Genomic DNA, 13,127 nt, shown 5'->3' on the forward strand with positions numbered 1-13,127 from the left:
AAATTATAGTTTGATTTCGATATCTACACCAGATGGTAAGTCTAAACGCATTAATGAGTCTACTGTTTGTGGAGTAGGGCTCACGATGTCGATAAGACGTTTGTGCGTGCGCATTTCGAATTGCTCACGAGAATCTTTGTACTTATGAACAGCACGAAGAATTGTGTAAATAGTTTTTTCAGTTGGTAATGGGATCGGACCAGAAACTGTTGCCCCAGAACGCTTAGCTGTTTCCACAATTTTCTCAGCTGACTGATCAAGAATACGGTGATCGTAAGCTTTTAAACGGATACGAATTTTTTCTTTTGCCATTATTTTCCCTCCTTCGTTCGCCTATTTCTAAAATAGACCTTCTCCATGGAAATTTCCTCACACCATGCCATGGCAAAGCGGCCGGGTGTGTCAGCAACCTTCCACTTCATCGCAGTCAAAGACCAACATTGTTTATTATACAATGTTATTCGTCCAGATGCAAGCATCTTTTTGTTTGCATCTGCTTTTCTCTACTTTTGCTATTATACATGGCACTTTAAAGAATTTCAAGTTTTCATCCATTCTAATTCGACTTGCAGTTTTTGGATATTTTTTTATTAACTATATACTATAGAAGAAACTCATTCAAAATATAAAATATCAATTTTTATAAACAAAAAACCCAAGGGAAAATCCCTTGGGTTTTTAATAATCTATTAAAGATTACTCAACGATAGTTGCAACTACGCCGTAACCTACAGTACGTCCGCCTTCACGGATAGAGAACTTAGTTCCCTCTTCGATAGCGATTGGAGCAATAAGTTCGATAGTCATTTCAACGTTATCGCCAGGCATTACCATTTCAGTACCTTCTGGTAATTGGATGATTCCAGTTACGTCAGTTGTACGGAAATAGAATTGTGGACGGTAGTTAGCGAAGAATGGAGTGTGACGTCCACCTTCTTCTTTAGATAATACGAAAACTTCAGCTTTGAATTTAGCGTGAGCTTTTACAGAGCCAGATTTAGCAAGAACTTGTCCACGTTGGATGTCTTCACGAGCAACCCCACGAAGTAAAGCACCGATGTTATCTCCAGCTTGTGCTTGGTCAAGAAGCTTACGGAACATTTCTACACCAGTTACAGTTGTAGTAGCATTCTCTTCAGCAAGACCGATGATTTCTACTACGTCACCAACTTTAACGATTCCGCGCTCTACACGACCAGTTGCAACTGTACCACGACCTGTGATAGAGAATACATCCTCGATAGGCATTAAGAATGGTTTGTCAGTTTCACGTTCTGGAGTTGGGATGTAAGCATCAACTTCAGTCATTAATTCGATGATTTTTTCTTCCCACTCAGCTTCTCCTTGAAGAGCTTTAAGAGCAGAACCTTTAACTACAGGAATATCGTCGCCTGGGAATCCGTATTCAGATAATAGGTCGCGAACTTCCATTTCTACTAATTCTAATAATTCTTCGTCGTCTACCATGTCGCATTTGTTTAAGAATACAACGATGTAAGGAACACCTACTTGACGAGAAAGAAGGATGTGCTCACGTGTTTGAGGCATTGGGCCATCAGCAGCAGATACTACTAAGATACCGCCGTCCATTTGAGCAGCACCAGTGATCATGTTTTTAACATAGTCAGCATGTCCTGGGCAGTCAACGTGTGCATAGTGACGAGTTTCAGTTTCGTACTCAACGTGTGCAGTTGAGATTGTGATACCGCGCTCTCTTTCTTCTGGAGCAGCATCGATTTGATCGTATCCGCGTGCTTCAGCACCACCAGCTTTTGCAAGAACTGTAGTGATCGCAGCAGTTAATGTAGTTTTACCATGGTCAACGTGGCCGATTGTACCGATGTTAACATGGGGTTTAGAACGTTCGAATTTAGCTTTAGCCATTCTAAATTCCTCCTTAGTTTATATAGGTTATTTTATATTTAGACTAGAAAGTGAAACATAAGCCCCACTTTCTAAGCTTACATAAGTAGTTATACTTGAACAATCGATAAAAATCAATTATTCACCTTTATTTTTTTTGATAATTTCTTCTGAAACAGACTTTGGTACTTCTTCATAATGGTCAAATACCATTGAGAATGTTCCGCGTCCTTGTGTGTTAGAACGTAATGACGTTGCATAACCGAACATTTCAGAAAGTGGAACCATAGCGCGAACAACTTGTGCGTTACCGCGAGCTTCCATACCTTCTACACGTCCACGACGAGATGTTACGTCACCCATAATGTCACCCATGTACTCTTCAGGAATTACAACTTCAACTTTCATCATTGGCTCAAGAATTACTGGGTTACATTTAGAAACCGCAGCTTTAAGTGCCATAGATGCAGCGATTTTGAACGCCATCTCAGAGGAGTCAACATCATGGTAAGATCCGTCAACTAATGCAGCTTTAACGTCTACTAGTGGGTAACCAGCTAGTACACCATTTTTAAGTGCATCTTCAAGACCTGCGCCTACAGCTGGGATGTATTCACGTGGAACTACACCACCGACGATCTTGTTTTCGAATTCGAATCCTTTACCTTCTTCATTAGGTTCAAACTCAATCCAAACGTGACCGAATTGTCCACGACCACCAGATTGACGAGCGAACTTACCTTCAACTTTCGCAGCAGCGCGGAAAGTTTCACGGTATGCTACCTGAGGAGCACCAACGTTTGCTTCAACTTTGAATTCACGGCGCATACGGTCAACGATGATATCAAGGTGAAGTTCACCCATACCAGCGATGATTGTTTGGCCAGTTTCTTGGTCAGTGTGAGCACGGAATGTTGGATCTTCTTCAGAAAGCTTAGATAATGCTGTACCCATTTTATCTTGGTCAGCTTTAGATTTTGGTTCGATAGCTACAGAGATAACTGGCTCTGGGAATTCCATAGACTCAAGGATAACAAGGCTCTTCTCGTCACAAAGAGTATCACCAGTAGTAGTATCTTTTAAACCTACAGCAGCAGCGATGTCACCAGCGTAAACTGTTGAAATCTCTTCACGGCTGTTAGCGTGCATTTGTAGGATACGACCTACACGCTCACGCTTACCTTTAGTTGAGTTTTTCACGTATGATCCAGAGTTTAACACACCAGAGTACACACGGAAGAACGTTAATTTACCAACATAAGGGTCAGTCATGATTTTGAATGCTAGAGCTGAGAATGGCTCTTCATCGCTAGACTTACGTTCTACTTCTTCATCTGTATCTGGAACGATACCTTTAATAGCAGGTACGTCTAATGGAGATGGTAAGTAGTCAATAACTGCGTCTAACAGAATTTGAACACCTTTGTTTTTGAATGCAGAACCACAGATTACTGGGAAGAATTCTACAGAAGTTGTAGCCTTACGGATACCAGCTTTAAGCTCTTCTACAGTGATTTCTTCACCTTCTAGGTACTTCATCATCATTTCTTCATCAAGCTCAGCTACCGCTTCAATAAGTTTTCCACGGTATTCTTCAGCTAATTCTTTATGCTCTTCAGGAATTTCAACACGTTGAATGTCTGTTCCTAAATCATTACCGTACATGTAAGCACACTCTTCAACAAGGTCAATAATACCATTGAACTCGTCTTCAGCACCGATTGGTAACTGAATTGGATGCGCGTTTGCTTGTAAACGATCATGGATTGTTCCTACAGAGTATAAGAAATCGGCACCGATTTTATCCATTTTGTTAACGAATACGATACGAGGTACGCCGTAAGTAGTAGCCTGACGCCAAACAGTTTCTGTTTGTGGTTCTACACCAGATTGTGCATCAAGTACTGCTACTGCGCCATCAAGTACGCGTAAAGAACGTTCTACTTCTACTGTGAAGTCTACGTGTCCTGGAGTGTCAATGATATTTACACGGTGACCTTTCCATTGTGCTGTAGTTGCAGCAGAAGTAATTGTGATACCACGCTCTTGCTCTTGCTCCATCCAGTCCATCTGAGATGCACCTTCGTGAGTTTCACCGATTTTATGAATACGTCCTGTGTAATACAAGATACGCTCAGTTGCTGTTGTTTTACCAGCATCGATGTGAGCCATGATACCAATATTACGAGTGTTTTCTAAAGAGAACTCTCTTCCCATTTGGTGTCTTGCTCCTTCCATATATGGATTGGATTTTTTATTTTAAGTAGCAAAAAAGCCACTTTATTTTGTTACATATGCCAGTATGTCCAGTACCCTCATTATGTAAAACGAGCGCCATTGAAAGGGAGAGGCATTCTCCCTCTCCATACTTCCATAAGCGACAAATAAAGCGGTCTATGCTTACATTTATTTTACGTTGAATCCTACCAACGGTAATGAGCAAATGCTTTGTTAGCTTCTGCCATTTTATGAGTGTCTTCACGTTTCTTAACAGATGCACCAGCGTTGTTAGCTGCATCTAAGATTTCGTAAGCTAGACGCTCTTCCATAGTTTTTTCACCACGAAGACGAGCATAGTTTACTAACCAGCGAAGACCTAAAGTCGTACGGCGTTCTGGACGAACCTCAACTGGAACTTGGTAGTTAGCACCACCAACACGACGAGCACGTACTTCAAGAACAGGCATAATGTTCTTAAGAGCTTGCTCGAATACTTCCATAGGTTCTTTACCAGTACGTTCGCTAACGATATCGAACGCATTATAAAGAATTGTTTGAGATTTACCTTTTTTACCGTCAACCATCATTTTGTTGATTAGGCGCGTTACTAGTTTAGAATTATACATTGGATCTGGTAACACGTCACGTTTCGTAACAGGTCCTTTACGAGGCATATTGAGTTCCTCCTTTCAGTTCAAGTTTATTATTTCTTAGCTGCTTTTGGTTTTTTCGTACCGTATTTAGAACGGCCTTGCATACGCTTGTCAACACCAGCTGTATCAAGCGCACCACGAACGATGTGGTAACGTACCCCTGGTAAGTCTTTTACACGACCACCGCGAATTAATACTACGCTGTGTTCTTGTAAGTTATGACCGATACCTGGGATGTATGCTGTTACCTCGATACCATTTGTTAAACGTACACGAGCATATTTACGTAAAGCTGAGTTCGGTTTCTTTGGAGTCATTGTACCAACACGAGTACATACACCACGTTTTTGAGGTGCAGAGATATCAGTTGCTTTTTTCTTTAAAGAGTTGAAACCTTTGTTTAACGCAGGTGATTTAGATTTCCATACTTTATCAGTACGACCTTTTCTCACTAATTGGTTAATAGTAGGCATTTGAGTTATCCTCCCTTCGCATGTTTGTATGACCACATATCCAGGTGGTTCATTATTAGTTGAAAACAAAGTTTTTGCAAGGGAGAGCAAATGCTCTCTCCTCACAAAAACAGTTTTAACTTATTATTCCTATTGCTGAAGCTCCCACTTGAATCCCCGAAGCTTTACCAAGCTTACGAACTGATTCAACTTTGGTTATGGGCACGTTATGTTGCAATGCAGCACGAGTAATAACATGGGTTAACCGCATGTCAGCATCTTCTGCAATGACAACTTCTTTAACTGTACCATTTTTGATTGCTTCCAATGTTCGTTTATGACCAACGACTACATTTTCCGCACTTGATACTTTTTGATAAGACATATACATATCCTCCAAAGCATCGTTCAGGAGCAACCTTGCTTATAGTAACATTTTGACTCATACAATGTCAACTAGGATTATCTGTTTTTATACAAAATTTACGACGGAAAATTTTACTGTTCCACGTAAACTTCATCGTTTTCTACATTCATGTCGTCTTGTATTGTTTTAACAAGGTCCACTTTGCGATAACGATTCATACCTGTTCCAGCTGGAACAAGCTTACCGATAATAACATTCTCTTTCAATCCTAGAAGTTCATCGCGTTTGCCTTTAATTGCTGCATCTGTTAGAACGCGAGTTGTTTCTTGGAACGATGCTGCAGATAAGAATGAATCTGTTTCAAGTGACGCTTTTGTAATACCAAGAAGTACTGGTCGTGCTGTAGCTGGCTGTTTGCCTTTTAACAACACTTTCGCATTCGCATCAGTAAACTGGTGAATATCCAGTAGTGTGCCTGGTAATACATCTGTTTCACCCGCATCGATAACACGGACTTTACGAAGCATTTGACGTACCATTACCTCTACGTGCTTATCACCAATTTCTACCCCTTGCATACGGTATACTTTTTGAACTTCACGTAGTAAGTATTCTTGTACTGCTGTAATGTCTGTTACTTTTAATAATTCTTTCGGATCAATAGAACCTTCTGTTAACTCTTTTCCGTGATCAATTCGTTGTCCTGGAACTACTTTTAGACGAGCACCATAAGGAATTGCATATGTGCGAGTTTCAACCTCACCTTGTACAACTACCTCTTGACGATCTTTAACATCGTTGATCGCCGCGATAACACCGTCGATTTCACTGATAACTGCCTGACCTTTCGGGTTACGAGCCTCGAAGATCTCTTGGATACGAGGTAAACCTTGTGTGATATCATCTCCGGCAACCCCACCTGTATGGAATGTACGCATCGTTAACTGTGTACCTGGCTCACCGATAGATTGAGCTGCGATAATACCTACCGCTTCTCCAACTTCTACGTCTGTACCAGTTGCTAAGTTACGACCGTAACATTTTTTACACACACCATGGCGTGTGTTACATGTGAATGCTGAACGGATGTTTACTGTTTCAACACCTGAATTTTCAACGATATGAGCGATATCTTCAGTGATTAATTCATTTTCACGAACTAATACTTCACCTGTTTCAGGATGTTTCACAGTTTTTCTTGCAAAACGTCCTACAAGACGATCATATAATGACTCGATTACTTCATTACCCTCTTTAATCGCACCAATTAATAAACCACGATCTGTTCCACAATCATCTTCACGAACGATAACATCTTGTGCAACGTCTACAAGACGACGTGTTAAGTAACCAGAATCGGCAGTCTTCAGTGCTGTATCGGCAAGACCTTTACGCGCACCATGCGTAGAGATGAAGTACTCAAGTACCGTTAAACCTTCACGGAAACTTGACTTGATTGGAAGTTCGATGATACGTCCAGATGGGTTGGCCATCAGACCACGCATACCCGCAAGCTGAGTGAAGTTCGATGCGTTACCACGGGCACCAGAGTCACTCATCATGAAGATTGGATTGCGTTTATTCAAGGATTTCATCAGTTTTCCTTGGATAACATCTTTCGCATTACTCCAAATAGAGATAACGCGATCGTAACGTTCTTCTTCCGTAATCAAACCGCGACGGAATTGTTTAATTACATTATCTACTTTTGCTTGTGCTTCGTGGAGAATTTCATCTTTTTCGCCTAATACAAGAATGTCTGCTACCCCAACTGTAATACCAGCTTTTGTAGAATATTTAAATCCTAAGTTTTTCATACGGTCAAGCATACGAGACGTTTCTGTAATTTGGAAACGTTTAAAGACTTCCGCAATGATGTTACCAAGGATTTTCTTGCTAAACGGCGCCACTTCTTCGCGACTAGCGATAATCTCTTTAATGTTCGCACCTTTTTCAACGAAATATTTCGCCGGTGTTTCTTTTTCAAGGTTTGAATTTGTCGGTTCATTAATATAAGGGAACGACTTCGGTAAGATTTCGTTAAATATTAATTTACCAACTGTTGTTAATAGAAGCTTACTCTTTTGCTCTTCAGTAAATGTTTCGTTGTTATTTACTGAATTTGCAGCAACTGCAACACGAGTGTGCAGATGTACATATCCACTTTGGTATGCAAGTAATGCCTCGTTTGCATCTTTGAACACCATACCTTCACCAATTGCACCTTCACGCTCAAGCGTTAAGTAGTAGTTACCTAGTACCATATCCTGAGATGGTGTAACAACTGGTTTTCCATCTTTCGGGTTCAAGATGTTTTGTGCTGCTAACATAAGAAGACGAGCTTCCGCTTGCGCTTCTGATGATAACGGAACGTGAACCGCCATTTGGTCACCATCAAAATCCGCGTTATATGCAGTACATACAAGTGGATGAAGACGGATTGCGCGTCCTTCTACTAATGTAGGTTCGAACGCCTGGATACCAAGACGGTGAAGCGTTGGAGCACGGTTTAGAAGTACAGGGTGTTCTTTAATCACAGATTCTAAAACATCCCAAACTTCAGGTTGTACACGCTCAATTTTACGTTTTGCACTCTTAATGTTGTGTGCTAATCCTTTTTCCACTAAATCTTTCATAACGAAAGGTTTGAACAATTCAAGTGCCATCTCTTTCGGTAATCCACATTGATACATTTTCAAGTTCGGTCCTACAACGATAACGGAACGACCAGAGTAGTCAACACGTTTACCTAATAAGTTTTGACGGAAACGTCCTTGCTTACCTTTTAACATGTGAGATAGTGATTTTAACGGACGGTTACCAGGTCCAGTAACTGGACGGCCACGACGACCATTATCGATTAATGCATCTACCGCTTCTTGCAACATACGTTTTTCGTTTTGAACGATAATGCTTGGTGCACCTAGGTCTAATAAACGTTTTAAACGGTTGTTACGGTTAATTACACGGCGATATAAATCATTTAAGTCAGAAGTTGCAAAACGTCCACCATCTAACTGTACCATTGGGCGTAGTTCTGGCGGGATAACAGGAAGAACATCTAAGATCATCCAAGATGGTTCATTACCAGAGTTACGAAATGCTTCTAATACTTCTAGACGTTTAATAGCACGAGTACGACGTTGTCCTTGTGCTGTTTTTAATTCTTCTTTTAAGAAGTCTACTTCTTTATCTAAATCGATATCTTGTAGTAACTTCTTAATCGCTTCTGCACCCATAGCAGCTTGGAATGTATTGCCATATCGATCACGATATGCACGGTATTCTTTTTCTGAAAGCAATTGCTTCTTATCAAGTGGTGTATCTCCACTTTCTGTTACAACATAAGAAGCGAAATAAATTACTTCTTCAAGCGCGCGAGGGGACATGTCTAAGACAAGTCCCATGCGGCTCGGGATACCTTTGAAATACCAAATATGAGATACAGGAGCAGCTAATTCAATATGACCCATACGTTCACGACGTACTTTAGCACGCGTTACTTCAACGCCACATCGATCACAAACTACACCTTTATAACGTACACGTTTATATTTTCCGCAATGACATTCCCAGTCCTTTTGTGGTCCGAAAATACGCTCACAGAACAAGCCATCTTTTTCTGGCTTTAACGTACGATAGTTAATTGTTTCTGGTTTCTTAACTTCACCGTATGACCAAGAACGAATCTTGTCAGGTGAAGCAAGTCCAATCTTCATATATTCAAAGTTATTTACATCTATCAAGGGGCCTACCTCCCTTTTAGTCTACAGGTTATCCCAATTATTCCTTAGTTGCCTCAACTTCGATATTCAATTTGTCTGCTGATTGATGATCATCATCTTCCGTATCACGCATTTCAATTTCTGTATCGTCGCTAGACATCATTTTAACGTCCATACCTAAACTTTGCAGTTCTTTAATCAATACTTTGAATGATTCTGGAACGCCTGGTTCTGGAACATTTTCACCTTTAACAATCGCTTCGTATGTCTTAACACGTCCGACAACATCATCAGACTTCACTGTTAAGATTTCTTGAAGAGTATAAGCAGCACCGTAAGCTTCAAGTGCCCAAACCTCCATCTCACCGAAACGCTGTCCACCGAACTGAGCTTTACCTCCAAGAGGTTGCTGCGTTACAAGTGAGTATGGTCCAGTAGAACGAGCATGAAGTTTATCGTCAACCATGTGCGCAAGTTTGATCATATACATGACACCAACAGATACGCGGTTGTCGAATGGTTCACCAGTACGTCCATCATACAAGATTGTTTTCGCATCATTTGCCATACCAGCTTCTTCGATTGTACCCCATACATCTTCCTCACGAGCACCATCGAATACTGGTGTTGCAATATGGATACCAAGGTATCTTGCTGCCATACCAAGATGAAGCTCTAATACCTGACCGATATTCATACGAGATGGTACCCCTAATGGGTTTAACATGATATCGATTGGTGTACCGTCTGGTAAGTACGGCATATCTTCTTCCGGTAAAATACGGGAGATAACACCTTTGTTACCGTGACGACCGGCCATCTTGTCACCTTCAGAAATTTTACGTTTTTGAACGATATATGCACGTACAAGTTGATTTACGCCCGGTGGCAATTCATCGCCATCTTCACGGTTAAATACTTTTACGTCTAAGATAATACCGCCACCACCGTGTGGTACACGAAGTGATGTATCACGTACTTCACGTGCTTTCTCACCGAAGATTGCATGTAATAAACGTTCTTCTGCTGTTAATTCCGTTACACCTTTTGGTGTTACTTTACCAACAAGTAGGTCTCCGTCTTTTACTTCAGCACCGATGCGAATAATACCACGTTCGTCAAGGTTGCGAAGTGCATCTTCCCCAACGTTCGGGATGTCACGTGTAATTTCTTCTGGTCCAAGCTTCGTATCACGAGCTTCTGATTCATATTCTTCAATATGAATTGAAGTGTACACATCATCTTTTACAAGGCGCTCACTCATAATGATCGCATCCTCGTAGTTATAACCGTCCCATGTCATGAAGCCAACAAGCACATTACGTCCAAGTGCTAGTTCACCTTTTTCCATAGAAGGACCATCCGCAAGGATTTCACCCTTCACAACTTGGTCGCCAACACTTACGATTGGACGTTGGTTGTAACAAGTTCCTTGGTTAGAACGAATGAATTTCAACATTTTGTAGCGATCTAAATCGCCTTTTACTTTTTGACCGTCAACTTCTACATAACGGCGTACCCAAACTTCACGTGCCTCTACGCGTTCAACAACACCTGGGTGTTTACAGATTACTGCAGCACCTGAGTCTTTTGCTGATACGTACTCCATACCTGTACCTACAATTGGAGATTCCGGATTCATTAACGGAACCGCCTGACGTTGCATGTTCGCACCCATAAGTGCACGGTTGGAGTCATCGTTTTCTAAGAACGGAATACAAGCTGTCGCTGCCGACACTACTTGTTTTGGAGATACATCCATGTAGTCGATACGTTCTTTATTTGTGACAATGTTTTCACCACGGAAACGAGCTACGATATCCTCATCAAGGAATTCTCCTTCTTCAGATAATCTCATATTCGCTTGGGCTACAACATAATTATCTTCTTCATCTGCAGTTAAATAATCAACGTGTCCTGTTACACGACCAGTTTCTGGGTCAACACGACGGTATGGTGTTTCAATGAAACCAAACTCATTTACTTTCGCAAACGAAGATAATGAGTTGATCAAACCGATGTTTGGTCCCTCCGGCGTTTCGATTGGACACATACGACCATAGTGAGAGTAGTGAACGTCACGTACTTCAAAGCCTGCACGCTCACGTGTTAAACCACCGGGTCCTAATGCAGATAGTCTTCGTTTGTGTGTTAACTCTGCTAATGGGTTTGTTTGATCCATGAACTGAGATAACTGAGAACTTCCGAAGAACTCTTTAATAGATGCAATAACCGGACGAATGTTAATTAATGCTTGCGGCGTGATTGCATTTGTATCTTGAATCGACATTCTCTCACGAACGACACGTTCCATACGAGAAAGACCGATGCGGAATTGGTTTTGTAATAACTCTCCTACAGAACGCAGACGACGGTTTCCTAAATGGTCAATATCATCTGTATCTCCTACTTTGTATAGTAAGTTAAAGAAGTAGCTAATAGAAGCAAGAATATCACCTGGTGTGATGTGTTTTACGTCACGAGTGATATTTGCATTCCCAATTACATTGATAACGCGTTCGCCATCTGACTCTGGAGCATAAATCTTAATCGATTGCAGCTCAACATCGCCTTCTACCACCCCACCCATTGGTTTCGCTGTTTTGAATCCAATGTTTTTCTCTAAGTAAGGTAAAATGCGATCTAGTGTACGACGATCTAAGATTGTGCCTTCTGCCGCTAAAATTTCACCAGTTTCTGGATCCACTAATGTTTCAGCTAAGCGCTGGTTAAACAATCTGTTTTTAATGTGTAGCTTTTTGTTGATCTTGTAGCGACCTACGTTTGCTAAGTCATAGCGCTTCGGATCAAAGAAGCGAGAAACAAGCAAGCTTTTTGCGTTTTCTACTGTAGGTGGCTCACCCGGACGTAGACGCTCATAAATTTCAAGCAATGCTTTTTCTGTGCTATCTGTGTTGTCTTTTTCTAGCGTATTGCTTAAGTATTCGTTATCACCTAAAAGCTCGGTGATTTCTTGATCAGAGCCAAACCCTAATGCGCGTAACAAAACAGTTACAGGAAGTTTACGCGTACGGTCGATACGCACATATACAACATCCTTAGCATCTGTCTCATACTCTAACCAAGCTCCGCGGTTTGGAATTACAGTAGCAGTAAAACCACGTTTTCCGTTTTTATCCACTTTGCCACTATAGTATACGCTTGGAGAGCGAACTAACTGGGAAACGATAACACGTTCTGCACCGTTAATTACGAATGTTCCTGTCTCTGTCATGAGTGGGAAATCTCCCATGAACACATCTTGTTCTTTTACTTCACCAGTTTCCTTATTGATTAGACGAACTTTCACACGAAGTGGTGCTGCATACGTCACATCACGCTCTTTACATTCTTCTACAGAGTATTTAGGTTCACCTAAGCTGTAGTCGATAAATTCAAGCGATAGATTTCCCGTAAAGTCTTCAATCGGAGAAATGTCTTGGAACATTTCTCGCAAACCCTCATCAAGAAACCACTGATAAGAAGAGGTTTGAATTTCGATAAGATTTGGTAACTCTAATACTTCACTAATACGGGCATAACTTCTTCGTTGGCGGTGGCGTCCGTATTGAACTAGTTGACCTGTCAACTGCTTCACCCCTCAAATCATGAGTATTATAAATGCACAAAAAAATTTGTGCAAAATCACAAATAAATACAGCTAACGCCTTTAGCGTAGCTTTTTTCTCTCAAAGATAGATACGTTGAGTCTTTCTACCTGCTCAAAAAAGAAAAATGGCTTCTATAAGAAAACCATCATTCTGTTTCATAATCTGCTGATTTTACTATCTTTTCCAAGAGAAACAAAAATATACATCTTTTCTCAACGCAGAAAATCATATATTGG

General features: G+C 40.9%; 8 protein-coding genes. All 8 read right to left on the reverse strand.

The window, feature by feature from the left end:
- Window positions 1–3 precede the first annotated feature (3 nt).
- Window positions 4–312 (reverse strand): 30S ribosomal protein S10, encoded by a 309-nt coding sequence (gene rpsJ / locus ACX5JI_RS25025; RefSeq protein ID WP_001040595.1) that lies wholly within the window; start codon window positions 310–312, stop codon window positions 4–6.
- 384 nt (window positions 313–696) lie between these two features.
- Complete coding sequence (tuf, locus tag ACX5JI_RS25030; protein ID WP_459503678.1) at window positions 697–1,884, reverse strand: elongation factor Tu; 1,188 nt, start codon at window positions 1,882–1,884, stop codon at window positions 697–699.
- 117 nt (window positions 1,885–2,001) lie between these two features.
- Entirely contained in the window at window positions 2,002–4,080 is a 2,079-nt protein-coding gene (fusA, locus tag ACX5JI_RS25035) for an elongation factor G (protein ID WP_459503679.1), read from the reverse strand.
- Window positions 4,081–4,286: 206 nt separating this feature from the next.
- Entirely contained in the window at window positions 4,287–4,757 is a 471-nt protein-coding gene (gene rpsG / locus ACX5JI_RS25040; RefSeq protein ID WP_459503680.1) for a 30S ribosomal protein S7, read from the reverse strand.
- Window positions 4,758–4,786: 29 nt separating this feature from the next.
- Window positions 4,787–5,209, reverse strand: coding sequence for a 30S ribosomal protein S12 (gene rpsL, locus ACX5JI_RS25045; protein WP_459503681.1), 423 nt, complete (start codon window positions 5,207–5,209; stop codon window positions 4,787–4,789).
- 115 nt (window positions 5,210–5,324) lie between these two features.
- Window positions 5,325–5,573: a ribosomal L7Ae/L30e/S12e/Gadd45 family protein gene (locus tag ACX5JI_RS25050; protein WP_459503682.1), complete on the reverse strand. Its 249-nt coding sequence runs from the start codon at window positions 5,571–5,573 to the stop codon at window positions 5,325–5,327.
- 113 nt (window positions 5,574–5,686) lie between these two features.
- Entirely contained in the window at window positions 5,687–9,301 is a 3,615-nt protein-coding gene (gene rpoC / locus ACX5JI_RS25055) for a DNA-directed RNA polymerase subunit beta' (protein WP_459503683.1), read from the reverse strand.
- A gap of 37 nt (window positions 9,302–9,338) precedes the next feature.
- Complete coding sequence (gene rpoB / locus ACX5JI_RS25060) at window positions 9,339–12,869, reverse strand: DNA-directed RNA polymerase subunit beta (protein WP_459503684.1); 3,531 nt, start codon at window positions 12,867–12,869, stop codon at window positions 9,339–9,341.
- Window positions 12,870–13,127 lie beyond the last annotated feature (258 nt).

The sequence above is a fragment of the Bacillus sp. C1 genome (assembly GCF_054570475.1).